General features: G+C 68.8%; 16 protein-coding genes and 1 riboswitch. Of the genes, 5 read left to right on the forward strand and 11 right to left on the reverse strand.

What is annotated here, in order from left to right:
* The first annotated feature begins 123 nt into the window (after nt 1-123).
* Complete coding sequence (locus ACFVWY_RS20230; RefSeq protein ID WP_389874120.1) at nt 124-876, forward strand: rhomboid family intramembrane serine protease; 753 nt, start codon at nt 124-126, stop codon at nt 874-876.
* Nucleotides 873-1,154 carry an Lrp/AsnC family transcriptional regulator gene (locus tag ACFVWY_RS20235; RefSeq protein ID WP_389874122.1) on the forward strand — a complete coding sequence of 94 codons (282 nt, stop codon included), beginning with the start codon at nt 873-875 and terminating at the stop codon, nt 1,152-1,154. Before ACFVWY_RS20230 ends, ACFVWY_RS20235 begins: the two co-directional genes overlap by 4 nt.
* A gap of 66 nt (nt 1,155-1,220) precedes the next feature.
* On the opposite strand, the gene ACFVWY_RS20240 is transcribed toward ACFVWY_RS20235, so the two are convergent.
* The 6 genes from ACFVWY_RS20240 to ACFVWY_RS20265 form a co-directional block, all read right to left on the reverse strand.
* Nucleotides 1,221-2,597 carry an aminotransferase class V-fold PLP-dependent enzyme gene (locus ACFVWY_RS20240; RefSeq protein ID WP_389874124.1) on the reverse strand — a complete coding sequence of 459 codons (1,377 nt, stop codon included), beginning with the start codon at nt 2,595-2,597 and terminating at the stop codon, nt 1,221-1,223.
* Nucleotides 2,598-2,774: 177 nt separating this feature from the next.
* Nucleotides 2,775-2,892, reverse strand: a riboswitch (SAM riboswitch).
* 95 nt (nt 2,893-2,987) lie between these two features.
* Entirely contained in the window at nt 2,988-4,052 is a 1,065-nt protein-coding gene (gene trpD, locus ACFVWY_RS20245) for an anthranilate phosphoribosyltransferase (protein WP_389874127.1), read from the reverse strand.
* A 123-nt stretch (nt 4,053-4,175) separates the two neighbouring features.
* Entirely contained in the window at nt 4,176-5,825 is a 1,650-nt protein-coding gene (locus ACFVWY_RS20250) for a cytochrome bc complex cytochrome b subunit (protein WP_389874130.1), read from the reverse strand.
* Complete coding sequence (locus tag ACFVWY_RS20255; protein WP_389874132.1) at nt 5,822-6,874, reverse strand: Rieske 2Fe-2S domain-containing protein; 1,053 nt, start codon at nt 6,872-6,874, stop codon at nt 5,822-5,824. Before ACFVWY_RS20255 ends, ACFVWY_RS20250 begins: the two co-directional genes overlap by 4 nt.
* A complete protein-coding gene (locus ACFVWY_RS20260; protein ID WP_389874135.1) occupies nt 6,871-7,680 on the reverse strand; it encodes a c-type cytochrome in 810 nt (269 codons plus the stop codon). The genes ACFVWY_RS20255 and ACFVWY_RS20260 overlap by 4 nt, the downstream gene beginning before the upstream one ends.
* Before the next feature lie 62 nt (nt 7,681-7,742).
* Entirely contained in the window at nt 7,743-8,363 is a 621-nt protein-coding gene (locus ACFVWY_RS20265) for a heme-copper oxidase subunit III (RefSeq protein WP_352274842.1), read from the reverse strand.
* 187 nt (nt 8,364-8,550) lie between these two features.
* Between ACFVWY_RS20265 and ACFVWY_RS20270 the strand changes: the two genes are divergently transcribed.
* The gene (locus ACFVWY_RS20270) at nt 8,551-8,952 is read left to right on the forward strand and encodes a hypothetical protein (RefSeq protein ID WP_389874137.1); all 402 of its coding nucleotides are present in this window, start codon (nt 8,551-8,553) and stop codon (nt 8,950-8,952) included.
* Between the two features lie 45 nt (nt 8,953-8,997).
* On the opposite strand, the gene ACFVWY_RS20275 is transcribed toward ACFVWY_RS20270, so the two are convergent.
* The 4 genes from ACFVWY_RS20275 to coxB form a co-directional block, all read right to left on the reverse strand.
* Nucleotides 8,998-10,254, reverse strand: a complete 1,257-nt coding sequence (locus tag ACFVWY_RS20275) for an Ig-like domain-containing protein (RefSeq protein ID WP_389874140.1) — start codon at nt 10,252-10,254, stop codon at nt 8,998-9,000.
* A gap of 116 nt (nt 10,255-10,370) precedes the next feature.
* On the reverse strand, nt 10,371-10,769 hold the full coding sequence (locus ACFVWY_RS20280; protein WP_389874142.1) for a cytochrome c oxidase subunit 4: 399 nt from the start codon (nt 10,767-10,769) through the stop codon (nt 10,371-10,373).
* Nucleotides 10,766-12,502 carry a cytochrome c oxidase subunit I gene (gene ctaD / locus ACFVWY_RS20285; protein ID WP_389874144.1) on the reverse strand — a complete coding sequence of 579 codons (1,737 nt, stop codon included), beginning with the start codon at nt 12,500-12,502 and terminating at the stop codon, nt 10,766-10,768. The genes ACFVWY_RS20280 and ctaD overlap by 4 nt, the downstream gene beginning before the upstream one ends.
* Nucleotides 12,499-13,461, reverse strand: coding sequence for a cytochrome c oxidase subunit II (gene coxB, locus ACFVWY_RS20290; protein ID WP_389874147.1), 963 nt, complete (start codon nt 13,459-13,461; stop codon nt 12,499-12,501). The genes ctaD and coxB overlap by 4 nt, the downstream gene beginning before the upstream one ends.
* Before the next feature lie 293 nt (nt 13,462-13,754).
* Here coxB and ACFVWY_RS20295 point away from each other — a divergent pair, with 293 nt between their 5' ends.
* Nucleotides 13,755-15,140, forward strand: coding sequence for a cysteine desulfurase/sulfurtransferase TusA family protein (locus ACFVWY_RS20295; protein ID WP_389874150.1), 1,386 nt, complete (start codon nt 13,755-13,757; stop codon nt 15,138-15,140).
* Nucleotides 15,141-15,156: 16 nt separating this feature from the next.
* Here ACFVWY_RS20295 and ACFVWY_RS20300 read toward each other — a convergent pair whose 3' ends face one another.
* Nucleotides 15,157-16,131 (reverse strand): carbohydrate kinase family protein, encoded by a 975-nt coding sequence (locus tag ACFVWY_RS20300; RefSeq protein ID WP_389874152.1) that lies wholly within the window; start codon nt 16,129-16,131, stop codon nt 15,157-15,159.
* A gap of 160 nt (nt 16,132-16,291) precedes the next feature.
* Here ACFVWY_RS20300 and ACFVWY_RS20305 point away from each other — a divergent pair, with 160 nt between their 5' ends.
* The gene (locus ACFVWY_RS20305; RefSeq protein ID WP_389874155.1) at nt 16,292-16,489 is read left to right on the forward strand and encodes a hypothetical protein; all 198 of its coding nucleotides are present in this window, start codon (nt 16,292-16,294) and stop codon (nt 16,487-16,489) included.
* The last annotated feature ends 48 nt before the right edge of the window (nt 16,490-16,537 follow it).

Consider the following 16,537-nt stretch of genomic DNA (forward strand, 5'->3'; position numbering starts at 1 on the left):
CAAGGATCTCGCGGTGCGCCGTCGAACTGCGGATGTCCTGCCGTAACCCTACGGCCTCGCCACGTTCCCCCGGCACGGCGAGGCGGTCTGTCCCGTTCCCTCCGCTTGCGTCATGCTCTGTTCATGATCGAACCGCGAGCCGCGGCGGGCCGGGCGACCGGCGGGCCGCTCCGCACGGTCACCTCCGGCGGGCCCTGGGTGACCCATTCCCTGATCGCGGTCTGCGTCCTGGTCTTCGCGATCAGCCCGCTGTCCGGACTCCACCCGGTCCGCGGCACCGCCGACGCCGTGCTCGCCGCCCAGGCCGGGTACTTCGAACGCTGGGGAGTGATCCCCAGCGAGCTGTGGGAGGGCTCCGGGCACGCCCTGCTCACCCCGCTGACCGCCCTGTTCGTACACGGCAGCTGGCTCCACCTGCTCGGCAACATGCTCTTCCTGTACGTGTTCGGGGCGATGACGGAGGAACGGATGGGCCGGGCCGGGTTCACCTTCTTCTACGTGATCAGCGGCTACCTCGCCCTGACGGCCTACGCCGCCGCCCACGCCACCTCCGACCAGACGCTGGTGGGCGCGTCGGGGTCGATCTCGGCGGTGCTCGGGGCCTTTCTGTACCTCTTCCCGCGGGCCCGGGTCACCAGTCTGTTCCCGTTCCTCTTCTTCCTGCCACTGCGTTTCCCCGCCTGGATCGTGCTGGTCTTCTGGTTCGTCCTCCAGTGGCTGGCGGTGCGGGGCGCGGGCAACGGCGGGCCGGGCGTGGCCTACCTGGCCCATGTGGTGGGCTTCGCCCTGGGCTTCTTCTACGCGTGGGGCCGTTACCGGCGTACGGATAGAGTGAAGGCACCAGCCGCGGCCACCGAGGGAGAACGTCAGCCGTGATCACCGCGATCGTGCTCATCAAAACCAGCGTGGACCGGATTCCCGAGATCGCCGAGGCCATCGCCGCGCTGGACAGTGTCAGCGAAGTCTTCTCGGTTACCGGTACGTACGACCTGATCGCCATGGTCCGGGTGCCCCAGCACGACGATCTGGCCGATGTCATCCCCGGCCGGATCAGCAAGATCCCCGGTGTCGAGGCCACCGACACGCACGTGGCCTTCCGCACCTACTCGCAGCACGATCTGGAGGCCGCCTTCGCCATCGGGCTGGACGCGTAGGCGCTCCCTTTCACCACACCTTCGGCGGGGGACGGGCACACAGCCCGTCCCCCGCCGAAGGTCTGTTCAGACCTGTGCGGCGCCCCGGTCCGGGACGCAGCGCCCGCCCTCGGTGCGGTACTTCCACTGGGCGCCCTCGCTGACCAGCTCCCGGACCGCGCGGACGAAGCGCTCGATGTGCTCCTCGGGCGTACCGGCCCCGAAGCTCACCCGGATGGCGTTCAGCGACCGCTCGCCCGGGGCGGCCTCGGGCGCGCCGCACTCGCCGACCTGCTGCGGGTCACTGCCCAGCAGGGTGCGGACCAGCGGGTGGGCGCAGAAGAGGCCGTCACGGACGCCGATGCCGTACTCGGCGGAGAGCGCGGCGGCGAAGTGCGAGCTGTTCCAGCCCTCCACCACGAAGGAGATCACGCCGACCCGCGGGGCGTCGTCGCCGAACAGCGACAACACCTTGACCTGCGGCACCTCGGCGAGCCCGGCCCGGACCGCGGCCACCAGGCGCTGCTCCCGGGCGACCAGGGTGTCGAAGCCCGCCTCGGTCAGTGCCTTGCAGGCGGAGGCGATGGAGTACACGCCGATGACATTGGGCGATCCGGCCTCGTGACGGGCGGCGGTGGAGTGCCACTCCACGTCCACACCGCCGTCGGCACGGCGGGCCACCGTGCGCGAGGCTCCGCCGCCCGCGAGGTAGGGCTCGGCCTCCCGGAGCCAGTCGGCCCGCCCGGCGAGGACGCCCGAGCCGAAGGGCGCGTACAGCTTGTGGCCGGAGAAGGCGACCCAGTCGACGTCCAGCGCGGCGATGTCCACCGGGTGGTGCGGGGCGAGCTGGGCGGCGTCCAGCACGATCCGTGCACCGTGCGCGTGCGCGGCGGCGGCCAGCTCCTTCACCGGCCACAGCTCGCCGGTGACGTTGGAGGCACCGGTGACGCAGACCAGCGCGGGGCCGTGGGGATCGCGGTCGGCGAGCGCCCGCTCCAGGGTCTCGACCGCCTGGGCGGGGGTGCGCGGAGCGTTCAGGTAGGTCACCTGGGCGTCGCGCCACGGCAGCAGCGAGGCGTGGTGCTCGGTCTCGTAGACGAAGACCTGGCAGCCTGCCGGGAGGACCGCGGCCAGCAGGTTCAGCGAGTCGGTGGTGGAGCGGGTGAAGACCACCTGGTCGTCGGGGCGGCAGCCGAGGAACTCCGCGACGGTGGCGCGGCTGTTCTCGAAGAGGTCGGTGGAGAGCTGCGAGAGGTACCCGGCTCCGCGGTGGACGCTGCCGTAGTACGGGGCGTAGGCGGCGACGTCGTCCCAGACCCGCTGGAGCGCCGGGGCGCTGGCGGCGTAGTCGAGCGCGGCGTACGTGACCTCACCACCGGTGACCAGCGGAACCCTCACGTCCTCCCCCAGAACCGACAGGGGGGCACAAAGCGACTGGTCGGCGGCAGCGGTGAAGACAGACATGGCGAACTCCCGTGAGAGGCAGGCGAAACCCGTGCGCCGGCGGGTACGCGGCAGCGCAGCGGAAAAGAACGAAGAGGGGGTGTGCGGAAGGGGCCGACGGCCCTAACGCATTCGCGTGCTCACAGGAGGCTCCCTAGGGACCAGGACCCCGGGGGTTGGCATGCTCCGATGCCGAGGGGCCCGCGCTTGCCGCAGACCTCGCTGCCTACGGCCTGGTCTTCACCCGGGGCACCCCGCCACGGACGGAGGGTTGCCGGACAGCGGGCCGGGGCCGTAGTCGCTGTCACTCATGACCTGCCAGCATCTTGCCATACGCGGCAAGACGCGCAAGGGCGCGGTCCACGATCCGGACCGCGCCCCCTGTCCGCGCCGATACCGGCGCCGGTGCGTTCAGGCGTTGCTGACGGACACCCAGCGCTCCAGCGCACGGGCCGCCGCACCCGAGTCGATGGACTCGGCGGCCCGGACCATCCCGGCCGCGAGCTGCTCGGTCAGCGCGCCGTCCGCCGCGTCCAGCGCCACCAGCGCCGCCGCCGAGTTGAGCAGCACGGCATCGCGCACCGGACCCCGCTCGCCCGCCAGCACCCGGCGGGCCACATCCGCGTTGTACGAGGCGTCCGCGCCGCGCAGCGCCTCCACGGGCACCAGCTCCAGACCGACGTCGCGCGGGTCGAACGCCTCCTCGCGGACGGCTCCGTCCCGTACCACCCAGACCCGCGAGGTCGCGGTCGTCGTCAGCTCGTCCAGGCCGTCGTCGCCGCGGAAGACCAGCGCGGAGTTGCCGCGCTCGGCCAGCACCCCGGCGACGATGGGAGCCATCTTCGGGTCGGCCACCCCGACGGCCTGGGAGCGCACCCGGGCCGGGTTGGTGAGCGGACCGAGGATGTTGAACGTGGTCGGCGTGCCGAGCTCCTTGCGGGCCCTGGCCACGTGGCGCAGGGCGGGGTGGAAGCGCACCGCGAAGCAGAAGGTGATGCCCGCCTCCTGGGCGACCTCGACGACCCGCTGCGCGGAGAGGTCCAGGTTGACGCCGAGCTTCTCCAGCACGTCGGAGGAACCGGACGCGGAGGACGAGGCGCGGTTGCCATGCTTGACGACCTTGGCCCCGGTACCGGCGATGACGACCGCCGACATGGTGGAGATGTTGACCGTCCTGGCGAGGTCGCCGCCGGTGCCGACGATGTCGACCGTGCGGCCGGGCACCTCGATGGTGTGGGCGTGCTCGTACATCGCCCGGACCAGCCCGGAGACCTCGCCGATGGTCTCGCCCTTGGCCCGCAGCGCCACCGCGAACCCGGCGATCTGCACATCGGTCGCCTCCCCGCGCATGATGCGGTCCATCGCCCAGGCGGTGGCGTCCGCGCTGAGGTCCTCGCCGCGCAGCAGGGGGTTCAGCACACCGGGCCAGGAGTGGTCCGCCACGCTGTCGCCGCCGATCGGGGTCACAACGTTCATGGTCCGCTCCAGGGTCCACAGCCAGTAAAAGGGATTGCCTCCACCCTATCCACCAGCGGGCACGGCAAAGAGCCCCGTCCATCGAATGGACGGGGCTCCTGCCGTGGCGATCAGTTCAGGCGATCAGTGGTGACCGTGGCCGCTGGTGATCTCCTTGTATTCCTCGGCGGTGGGCTTGGCGATCTGGTTGTCCTCGCCGTAGAGGCCCTTGCTGAGCCTGGCCCGCAGCTTCTGCAGGGCCGAGACCTTGCGCTCGACACCGTTCTCGTCGACCGTCGGGCCGAGCTCGAGCGGCTTGTACTGCTCGTGCGCGGTGAGGGTGTGCAGCTGCCCGGGGCTGAGCGGCTCGTGGATCTCGACGAACTCACCGTGCGGCAGGCGCTTGATGAGGCCGGACTCGCGTCCGTGCAGCACCTTCTCCTTGTCGCGGCGCTGGAGACCGAGGCAGATCCGCCGGGTGGCGATGAACGCGAGGACCGGGCCGACGAAGATGAAGATTCGGACGAACCAGGAAATGGCGTTGATCGACAGGTGGAAGTGCGTGGCCCACAGGTCGTTGCCACCGCCGATGAAGACGATGACGTACTCGGTGATCCAGGCGACACCGAAGGCCGTCCGGGTCGGGGCGTTGCGCGGGCGGTCCAGGATGTGGTGCTCGCGCTTGTCCCCGGTGATCCAGGACTCGATGAACGGGTAGACCGCGATGATCGCGAGCACCACACCGAAGGCCATCAGCGGGATGAAGACGCCCAGGACCAGCGTGTGGCCCCAGAGGTTGATCTCCCAGCCCGGCATGACACGGATCAGACCCTCGGCGAAGCCCATGTACCAGTCGGGCTGGGCGCCGGTGGACACCTGGTCCGGACGGTAGGGGCCGATGTTCCACACCGGGTTGATCGTGGCGATCGCCGCGATGACCGCGATGATGCCGAAGACCAGGAAGAAGAACCCGCCGGCCTTCGCCATGTACACCGGCAGCAGCGGCATGCCGACGACGTTCTTGTTGGTGCGGCCGGGGCCCGCGAACTGCGTGTGCTTGTGGTAGAAGACCAGGATCAGGTGCGCCACCAGCAGGCCGAGCATGATGCCCGGCAGCAGCAGGATGTGGATCGAGTAGAACCGGGCGACGAAGTCGTGGCCGGGGAACTCTCCGCCGAACAGGAACATCGAGATGTACGTGCCGACGATCGGCATCGACAGGATCGCGCCCTGGGTGAAGCGGATACCGGTACCGGACAGCAGGTCGTCCGGGAGCGAGTAGCCGGTGAAGCCGGTGAACATGCCCAGCACGAACAGCAGGAAGCCGAACAGCCAGTTGATCTCACGCGGCTTGCGGAACGCACCCGTGAAGAAGACGCGCATCATGTGCACGAACATGCCGGCCAGGAAGATCAGCGCGGCCCAGTGGTGGATCTGGCGAACCAGCAGACCACCGCGGACGTCGAAGCTGATGTCCAGGGTCGAGGCGTACGCCTCGGACATCCGGATGCCCTGCATCGGCTCGTACGAGCCGTGATACACGACCTCGTTCATGCTCGGGTGGAAGAACAGCGTCAGGTACACACCCGTGAGGATGATGATGATGAAGCTGTAGAGGCAGATCTCGCCCAGCATGAAGGACCAGTGGTCCGGGAAGATCTTGCGCATGTTGGCCTTGGCCAGGGAGTAGATCCCGAGCCGGCCGTCCGCCCAGTCGGCCACCCGCTCGCCAGCGGGCGCCTTGCGGTTGCCCGGTGCGCTGGCACTGGGTGTGTTCGTGGTCGCAGTACTCATCCGCGCTCCCAGAATGCAGGACCGACGGGCTCATCGAAGTCGCCGAGCGCTTCGAGGTTGCCCTCGCTGTTCACGCCGATCCGCAGCTGCGGGAGGGCGTGACCGGCCGGACCGAAGATGACGCGGGCGCCGTCGGAGAGGTCGAAGGTGGACTGGTGGCACGGGCAGAGCACGTGGTGCGTCTGCTGCTCGTACAGGCTGATCGGGCAGCCGACGTGGGTGCAGATCTTGGAGAAGGCCACGATGCCCTCGTGGGCCCACTCGCGCTCGCGCTTGTCCTTGATGTTCTCCGGCTGGATCCGGACGATCATCAGGGCGGCCTTGGCGATCTGGTTGTTGAAGTCCTCCGCGCTCTCCTCCAGGCCCTCGGGCATGGCGAAGGTCAGCGAACCGACGGCGACGTCCTCGGGACGCAGCGGCTCCATCGTGTTCATGTTGATGAGCTGCTTGCCCCTGGCCCACAGGGTGCTGCGGAGCTTCTTCTCCGGCAGCGGACCGAGGTCGCGCAGCAGCACCACGCCGGAGAGCGGCACCAGGGCCAGCGCGCCGAACATGGTGTTGCGGATCAGCTTGCGCCGGCCGAACCCGGACTCCGCGGCACCCGCCGCGAAGTCGGCCATGACCTTCGCCTTGACCTCGGGCTCCGCCGCGATGGCGTGCCGGTCGTCGGCGACCTCGACGTCGGACATCAGCGTGCGCGCCCAGTGGACGGCGCCGGCGCCGATCGCGAAGAGCGCCACACCCAGAGTCAGACCCAGCGAGAAGTTCAGCGCGCTCACGTGGCCGAAGGGCCAGATGTACACGATCTTGTCGACCGGGAAGATGACGTACGAGGCGATGAAGCCGACCGTGGCCAGCATCGACAGCGTGAACAGGAAGGCGACCACGCGCTCGGAGCGCTTGGCTGCCCGCTCGTCGATGTCCTGGATGCGCGGCTGGTGAGCCGGCAGCCCGGGGTCGGCGAACGGGTCGTCCGCGACCTCTACCGCGCCGTGCGCGGGGACCTGCGTTTCGGGCAGGTTCTCTTCTGGAATCTCTTGGCTACTCATGACTTCTTGGCCTTAGCGGTGTGGGCCGCGACCCAAACGGCAACTGCGATCAGTGCGCCGAGTCCGAAGATCCAGGCGAACAGTCCCTCGCTGACCGGCCCCAGGCCGCCCAGCTTCAGACCACCCGGGTTCTCCGACTGGGCGCTGTTCACGGTCTGGACGTACGCGATGATGTCCCGCTTCTGCTTGTCGGGCATCGTCGTGTCCGGGAAGGACGGCATGTTCTGCGGGCCGGTCTGCATGGCCTCGTAGAGGTGCTTCGGGTCCACGCCCTCAAGGCTGGGCGCGTACTTGCCGTCCGTCAGCGCGCCGCCCTCACCGGTGAGGTTGTGGCACTGCGCACAGTTGGTACGGAACAGCTCGCCACCCTTGGCGACGTCAGCGCCGGCAGGGTCGTAGTCCTTCTTGGTCGGCGTGATCGGACCGGCGCCGAGCGACGCGACGTACGCGGCCAGCTGGTCGATCTGAGCCTGGCTGTAGATGACCTTCTTCTTCGGCACCTGGGCGCCGGGCTGCTGCGCCGGCATACGGCCCGTACCGACCTGGAAGTCAACGGCGGCGGAGCCGACACCGACCAGGCTCGGCCCGTCGGTGCTGCCCTGACCGCCGGTTCCGTGGCAGCTGGCGCAACCGACGGAGTACAGCTTCTTGCCCTCCTCGATGGCGAGGGACTGGGCGGTTTCGTCGGCCTGTGCCTTACTCGCGGGCGCGAAAGCGGCGTACAGCCCCCCAGTGGCCGCAAGCGCGAGGAGTAGTACGACGACCGCCGCCAACGGATGGCGTCGTCGTGCGGAGAGCTTTTTCACGGATTACCCCGGTGTCAGGATCTTCTGCGTCGATGCTGGATGTGGTTCGGGTTCGAGCCCGATTACTTGATCATGTAGATCGTGGCGAACAGGCCGATCCACACGACATCGACGAAGTGCCAGTAATAGGACACGACGATGGCGGAGGTCGCCTGTTCGTGGGTGAACCTCTTGGCTGCGTACGTCCTGCCCAGTACGAGCAGGAAGGCGATGAGACCGCCTGTCACGTGCAGCCCGTGGAAGCCGGTGGTCAGGTAGAACACCGAGCCGTACGGGTCGGAGGACAGCGAGAGGCCGTCCTTCTTCACCAGCTCGGTGTACTCGAAGACCTGGCCTCCGATGAAGATCGCACCCATCACGAAAGTGATCACGAACCAGGTACGGAGCTTCTTCACGTCGCCCCGCTCCGCGGCGAAGACGCCGAGCTGGCAGGTGAGTGAGGAGAGCACCAGGATCGTGGTGTTCGTCGCGGAGAACGGGAAGTTCAGGGCCGAAGCCATTTCCTTCCAGTGCTCCGGTCCCGTCACCGATCGCAGGGTGAAGTACATCGCGAAGAGGGCCGCGAAGAACATCAGCTCGGAACTCAACCAGATGATGGTTCCGACGCTGGTGAGGTTCGGTCGATTGACCGACGGGTGCGCGTGCCCGGTTTCTACTGTCGTTGCTGTCGCCACGACCGACATTATGTCGGTCGCTTATCCCGCCCTCACCCCGGGGGGTGCCGTTCGGTGTGTCAGGCGGGTGTGTCCTCCCCGAACGGCCCAGGGAACCGCTGTCCGGAGCGGTGCTGACAGACCGTCCGGCGGAGTACGATCCGCGCATCGGTTCATGCCCGGAAAGCCCCGAAGACACAGATGTCACGGAGGAACAATGCAGCCGACCGCCACGGTCCTGGTCTACAGCGACGACGCCAACACCCGCGAGCAGGTGAGGCTGGCGGCCGGGCACCGGCCCGCCTCCGACGTACCACCGGTGGAATTCCTGGAGTGCGCGACGCTGCCCGCGGTCCTGGAGGCGCTGGACGCCGGCGGCGTGGACGTCTGCGTGCTGGACGGCGAGACGGCGCCCGCGGGCGGCATGGGCGTCTGCCGGCAGATCAAGGACGAGATCTTCCGGTGCCCGCCGGTCCTGCTGCTGATGGGACGCCCCCAGGACGCCTGGCTGGCCACCTGGAGCCGTGCGGACGCCGCGGTGACCCTGCCGGTCGAGCCGGTCGAGTTCGCGGAGGCCCTGGCCGCCCTGCTGCGCGACCGGGCCGCTGTGAGCGCCTGACCCGGGCGGTCCCCCGAAGGGCAGCGCACTCCCCGGCCCGGTCGTTCAGACCTCGGGGCGCAGTCGTGCCGCCTGGACCGTCTCCGTACGGTCCGGCGCGGTGCTCTTCTGCAGGGCGCTGCCCTTCAGCCATGCGGCCCAGGAGAGGTTCCAGTCCCCGAAGCCGTTGTCGAACGGCGTCATCATCTCGCCCTGGCTGCCCACCACCGTGACGATGTCCCCCGGACGCACGGTGTTGTAGAACCACTCGGCCTGGCTGGTGCTCATGCCCGTGCAGCCGTGGCTGACGTTCGCGTACCCCTGCGAGCCGGTGGACCAGGGGGCGGCGTGCACGTACTCGCCGCTCCAGGTGACCCGCGTCGCGTAGTAGACCGGCAGGTCGTACGAGTCCGAGGAACCCTCCGCGATGCCGATGGTCTCCCCGCGCATACGTACGTAGTACTCCTTGTCCAGCACGACCTTGACGCCGTTTCGGGTGGCGAAGCCGGGCTTGCCGGTGGTGACCGGAATGGTGTTGATCACTTTTCCGTCGCGTTTGACCGTCATCGAGTGCGCCACGGCGTCGGTGACGGCCTCGACGCGGGCACCCGTGGAGAGCCTGAGGGCCTTCGTGGGGGCGCCGTAGAGGGTGTCGGTGACCTTGACGCCCGCCAGGCCGCTGCTGACGTCGATGGTGGCCCTGGCGGGCCAGTACCCCTTGGGGCGGTAGTGCAGGGTCTGGTCGTCGACCCAGTACCAGGAGCCGGTCACGGAGGGGGTCGAGCGGACCCTCAGGCCGCGCTCCACACGGGCCCTGGAGGCCCTGTCGGAGACGGGGGCGCTGAGTTCCGCGGTCAGGGGCTGCCCGACGCCGTAGGTGCCCGCCTGAGGGCCGAAGGCGACCTCCAGCAGCTCCTGGGCCGAGGTCGTGCCGAACGAGAGCGTACGGGCGCCAGGGGCGCCGTCCTCGTCCTCCGTGCTGACCCGGACGGTGTAGCGGGCTCCGGCGGCGAGCGGCATCGTGGAGCGCCAGCGCCTGCCGTCGGCGTCGAGCTCGCCCGCGAGGTGGCGGCCGGTGGTGTCGACGGCCGACACGTCCGTGATCCGGCCGTCGTCACCCTTGACGGTGACTTCCAGCGGCCTGCCGGGGACGACCTTCCCGTCGCCGTCGCGCGCGGTCGAGGAGATCTCGTGCACGGCGTCGTACGGCTTCTCCGCGAGCGGGTGGCCCCCGGACCCCGCACAGGCGGTCGCGGCCACGACCAGGGTCATGACCAGCAGGGGGCAGCCCACTGCGGGGCGGAGGCGCGGCGTGCGGTTCATGGGGCCACGCTAAGAAGGCCCGCCCGGATCGGCGCGTTCTGTACGTACGAACGGGGGCCCGCGCTTCTCTCGGTGGAGAAGCGCGGGCCCCCGTCAGGTGGAGCGGTGACGCGAGGTCACTGGGTGCGGTTCTCACCGCGGTAGTACTCGAAGACCCAGCCGAAGAGGCCGATCAGGATGATCGGGGTCGAGAAGTACAGCAGCCACCAGCCGAAGATGACGCCCATGAAGGCCATGGCGCCGCCGATCGCCAGGGAGAGCGGCTGCCAGCTGTGCGGGGAGAAGAACCCCACCTCGCCGGCCTCGTCCGCGACGTCGGCCTCCTTGTTGTCCTGCGCCATGTCGTCGACCCGCTGAGCCGTGAAGGCCAGGTAGAAGCCGATCATGAGGCTCAGGCCGAAGGCCAGCGCGAGGGCGGTGGTACCGGCCGGCTCCTTCGACCACACGCCGTACGTGACGGCGATGGCCAGAATGAAGACGCTCAGCCACAGGAACATCTTGCCCTGGATCTTCACTTGCCGGCCTCCTTGCCGCCAGCGAGGGCCTTGTCGTCAGCGGAGTGGTGCTCCAGCTGTTCGAGGGCCGCGATCTCCGGGTGGTGCAGGTCGAACGCCGGGGATTCGGAACGGATCCGCGGCAGGGTGAGGAAGTTGTGCCGCGGCGGCGGGCAGGAAGTCGCCCACTCCAGCGAACGGCCGTAGCCCCACGGGTCGTCGACCTCGACCTTCTTGCCGTACTTGGCGGTCTTCCACACGTTGTAGAAGAACGGCAGTATCGACAGACCGAGCAGGAACGAGGAGATCGTGGAGACCGTGTTCAGCGCGGTGTAGCCGTCGGCGGCGAGGTAGTCCGCGTAGCGACGCGGCATGCCCTCGGCACCCAGCCAGTGCTGCACCAGGAACGTGCCGTGGAAGCCCACGAACAGCGTCCAGAACGTGATCTTGCCGAGCCGCTCGTCGAGCATCTTGCCGGTGAACTTCGGCCACCAGAAGTGGAATCCGGAGAACATCGCGAACACCACGGTGCCGAAGATGACGTAGTGGAAGTGCGCGACCACGAAGTACGAGTCCGACACGTGGAAGTCCATGGGCGGCGAGGCCAGGATGACTCCGGTCAGACCACCGAAGGTGAAGGTGATCAGGAAGCCGACGGCCCAGAGCATCGGTGTCTCGAAGGACAACGACCCCTTCCACATCGTGCCGATCCAGTTGAAGAACTTCACACCGGTCGGTACCGCGATGAGGAAGGTCATGAACGAGAAGAACGGCAGGAGCACACCGCCCGTGACGTACATGTGGTGGGCCCACACGGTCACGGAAAGACCGGCGATGGCAATCGTCGCGGCGACCAGACCGATGTAACCGAACATCGGCTTCCGGCTGAATACCGGAATGACCTCGGAAATGATTCCGAAGAATGGCAGGGCGATGATGTACACCTCTGGATGGCCGAAGAACCAGAAGAGGTGTTGCCAGAGCAATGCGCCACCATTCGACGCATCGAAGATATGTGCGCCGAATTTACGGTCGGCCTCCAGCGCGAAGAGCGCGGCGGCGAGAACCGGGAAGGCCAGCAGGACCAGCACACCGGTCAGCAGCACGTTCCAGACGAAGATCGGCATGCGGAACATCGTCATGCCGGGAGCGCGCATGCAGATGATCGTGGTGATGAAGTTGACCGAACCGAGGATCGTGCCGAAGCCGGAGAAGGCCAGACCCATGATCCACATGTCGGCGCCGATACCCGGCGACCGGACGGCGTCCGAGAGCGGGGAATAGGCGAACCAGCCGAAGTCGGCCGCACCCTGCGGGGTGAGGAAGCCGGCCACCGCGATCAGCGAGCCGAAGAGGTACAGCCAGTACGCGAACATGTTCAGCCGCGGGAACGCCACATCGGGCGCACCGATCTGGAGCGGCATGATCCAGTTCGCGAATCCGGCGAACAGCGGCGTCGCGAACATCAGCAGCATGATCGTGCCGTGCATCGTGAACGCCTGGTTGAACTGCTCGTTCGACATGATCTGCGTGCCGGGACGGGCCAGTTCGGCGCGCATGAAGAGCGCCATCAGACCGCCGATGCAGAAGAACGCGAACGACGTGACCAGGTACATCGTGCCGATCGTCTTGTGGTCAGTGGTGGTCAGCCACTTGACGACGACGTTTCCCGGCTGCTTCCGCCGGACCGGCAGCTCATCCTCGTACGAGTCGTCTGCTGCCGCGGCACCCTGAGGTTCGTTGAGGATGCTCACAGTTTGTTCGTCTCCGCATTCCTGGCCGGGTCAGTCTGCTCGATGCCGGCCGGCACGTAGCCCGTCTGGCCCTTCTTCGCCAGCTCCTCCAGGTGCGCCTGGTAGCGCTCCGGGGAGACGACCTTGACGTTGAAGAGCATCCGGGAGTGGTCGACGCCGCAGAGCTCGGCGCACTTGCCCATGAAGGTGCCCTCCTGGTTGGGAGTCACCTCGAAGGCGTTGGTGTGGCCCGGAATGACGTCCTGCTTCATGAGGAACGGCACCACCCAGAAGGAGTGGATGACGTCACGCGAAGTCAGAACGAAACGGACCTTCTCACCCTTCGGCAGCCACAGGGTCGGACCCGGGTTGCCGTTCTGCGGGTTCCGCGTACCCGGGACACCGAAGTCGTAGACGCCCTCGGCGTTCTTCGGGAAGTCCTTGCGGAACCGGTCGGGGATGGCGTCGAGCTCCTTGGGGATCTCGTTGCCCGTGGCGGACGAGCCGTCCACGTTCTCGATGTAGTTGAAGCCCCAGCTCCACTGGTAGCCGACCACGTTGATGGTGTGGGCGGGCTTGTCGGAGAGCGTGAGGAGCTTCGTCTCGTCGCGCGCGGTGAAGTAGAACAACACCGAGACGATGATCAGAGGGACCACGGTGTACAGCGCCTCGATGGGCATGTTGTACCGGGTCTGCGGAGGAACCTCGACCTTGGTGCGGCTGCGCCGGTGGAAGATGACGCTCCACAGGATCAGACCCCATACCAGCACGCCCGTGGCGAGCGCTGCCGCCCACGAGCCCTGCCAGAGAGAGAGGATCCGTGGTGCCTCTTCCGTAACCGGAGTCGGCATTCCAAGGCGGGGGAAGTCCTTGTATGTGCAACCGGTGGCGGTCACAAGGATCAGGCCCGCAGTCAGCACCTGCGGCAGCTTCCGCCGCATCGGGCGCCGCGACGAGCGGTCGGAGCCGTTGGGACTCACGTAGCGCCTTCCCGAGAGTCTCGCCCACGCGGTCGGCGCGGCCGTCTTTCTGGTCGGTCGCCGCCCTGACGCGGGCAGGGGTTTGGATGTTTATGCGGACCAAACCCTACTGGACGCTATTTGGGGTCGCGCGGGGAGGGTGCCCAACGCGCCGTCCGACTCCCCGAAGGGGTGGAATACGGGCCTTTGAGCGTCATCTGACGCCCCCTCTCCCGGCCGGACGGCGCGCCTCTCCCCCACGCCACCGCCGCCCCGTCCCCGGCCGGGGCGGCGGTGCGGGCTAGCGTGGCCGGGTGCCCTACTTCGACACCGCCTCCGCCGCCCCCCTGCATCCCGTCGCACGTCAGGCGCTGCTTGCCGCGCTGGACGAGGGCTGGGCCGATCCGGCCAGGCTCTACCGCGAGGGGCGGCGGGCCCGGCTGCTGCTGGACGCCGCCCGGGAGGCTGCCGCGGAGGCCGTCGGCTGCCGCCCGGACGAGCTCACATTCACTCCTTCGGGGACCTCCGCGGTGCATTCGGGGATTTCCGGAGCCCTTGAGGGACGTCGGCGTGTCGGCCGCCATCTGGTCGTCTCCGCGGTCGAACACTCGTCGGTACTCCATTCGGCCGCCGCCCATGAGGCGCGGGGCGGGTCGGTCGCCGAGGTGCCGGTGGACCGCGCGGGGGCGGTGAGCGCGACGGCGTACGCCCAGGCGCTGCGCGAGGACACCGCGCTGGCCTGTCTGCAGTCCGCCAACCACGAGGTCGGCACCGAGCAGCCGGTGGCCGCCGTCGCGGAGGCCTGCCGGGCGGCGGGGGTGCCGCTGCTGGTGGACGCCGCGCAGTCGCTGGGCCGGGGCCCGGTGCCGGAGGGCTGGTCACTGCTGACGGGCAGCGCCCACAAGTGGGGCGGGCCCTCGGGCGTGGGACTGCTCGCGGTGCGCAAGGGAACCAGGTTCGCCGTCCCGGGGCCGGCTGACGAGCGGGAGGCGGGGCGGTCGGCCGGCTTCGAGAACATTCCGGCGATCGTCGCGGCGGCGGCGTCGCTGCGGGCCGTACGGGCCGAGGCCGGGAGCGAGTCCGCCCGGCTGCGGGCCCTGGTGGACCGGATCCGGGCCGCGGTGCCGGAGCTGGTGCCCGATGTGGAGGTGGTCGGTGATCCGGTGCGGCGGCTGCCGCATCTGGTGACCTTCTCCTGTCTCTATGTCGACGGGGAGACACTGCTCCATGAGCTGGACCGGGCCGGTTTCTCCGTTTCATCCGGTTCGTCCTGCACCAGCAGCACGCTGACTCCGAGCCATGTGCTCCGGGCCATGGGGGTGCTGTCGGAGGGCAACGTACGGGTGTCGCTGCCGGACGGCACGGCCGAGGCGGACGTCGAGCGTTTCCTGGAGGTGCTGCCCGAGGTGGTGGCGGAGGTACGCCAGCGGCTCGGCGCCGCCGCCCCGCCCGCCGCCGCCCCGCCCGCACCGGCCGCGGCCCTGGTGGTCGACGCCCTGGGGAAGCGCTGCCCGGTCCCGGTGATCGAGCTGGCGAAGGTGATCGGGCGGGTGCCGGTCGGCGGGACGGTGACCGTGCTCGCCGATGACGAGGCGGCACGGCTGGACATCCCCGCCTGGTGCGCGATGCGGGAGCAGGAGTACGTGGGCGAGGAGCCGGCGGACCGCGGCTCGGCCTATGTGGTCCGCCGGCTCGGCTGAGCGTTCCGTGCCGCGGTCAGCTCAGGTGGGCGCGGACCTCGGTGGCGGCGTCGTGGCCGTACGCCTTGGTGAAGCGGTCCATGAAGTGGGTGCGGTGCAGGGTGTACTCCTGGGTGCCGATGGTCTCGATCACCAGGGTGGCCAGCATGCAGCCGACCTGGGCGGCGCGCTCCAGGCCGACGCCCCAGGCGAGGCCGGACAGGAAGCCGGCCCGGAAGGCGTCGCCGACACCGGTCGGGTCGGCCTTGGCCGTCTCCTCCGGGCAGCCGACCTCGATCGGCTCCTGGCCGACGCGCTCGATGCGTACGCCGCGGGCGCCGAGGGTGGTGACCCGGTGGCCGACCTTGGCCAGGATCTCCTCGTCGCTCCAGCCGGTCTTGGACTCGATGAGCCCCTTCTCGTACTCGTTGGAGAAGAGGTACGTGGCGCCCTCCAGGAGGATCCGGATCTCCTCGCCGTCCATCCGCGCGATCTGCTGCGAGAAGTCCGCGGCGAACGGGATGCCCCGGGTACGGCACTCCTCGGTGTGGCGCAGCATCGCCTCGGGGTCGTCGGCCCCGATCGAGACCAGGTCGAGGCCGCCGACCCGGTCGGCGACGGCCTTCAGCTCGATGAGCCGGGCCTCGCTCATCGCCCCGGCGTAGAAGGAGCCGATCTGGTTGTGGTCGGCGTCCGTGGTGCAGACGAAGCGGGCGGTGTGCAGGACCTCGGAGATCCGCACCGAACCGGTGTCGACGCCGTGGCGGTCGAGCCAGGCGCGGTACTCGTCGAAGTCGGCGCCCGCGGCACCCGCCAGGATCGGCTGCGTGCCCAGCAGGCCCATGCCGAAGCAGATGTTGGCGGCGACACCGCCCCGACGCACTTCGAGGTTGTCCACCAGGAAGGAGAGCGAGACCGTGTGCAGCTGGTCGGCGACCAGCTGGTCGGCGAAACGGCCGGGGAAGGTCATGAGGTGGTCGGTGGCGATGGAGCCGGTGACTGCGATTCGCACGGGGAAACTGCTCCTGCGGAGATCGGGGGGAACGGGTCGCTGTGTTCCCGGGGCGGCGTGACAGTTCACGCTACCCGTTCGCCGGACCGGCCCTGAAGAGGGGGAAACTACCCGATAGTAGGGCTTTCTTCCTGTGGCTTGTGGTGCTTACGGTGCCGATATGTCGAACCACATCGCCCTGCGCGAGTCCGAGATGAGCCTGGCCGAGCTGCGCGGAGACTGCGCGCGGATGGCCCCGCACTGGACGGCTCATACGAAGTCTGCCCCTGCCCCGGTCGCCCCGTCCCGGATTCACGGCGTCACCGTTCCGGCCGCGTCCGCCCGGCTGATCGACGCGATGGAGGGCTACGGCGACTGAGCCCGCTCCCGCTCCCTGGAGGGAACCGTCCGCGCCGCTGCCCCGTCC

The organism is Streptomyces sp. NPDC058195, assembly GCF_042883525.1.
Taxonomy (GTDB): Bacteria; Actinomycetota; Actinomycetes; order Streptomycetales; family Streptomycetaceae; genus Streptomyces.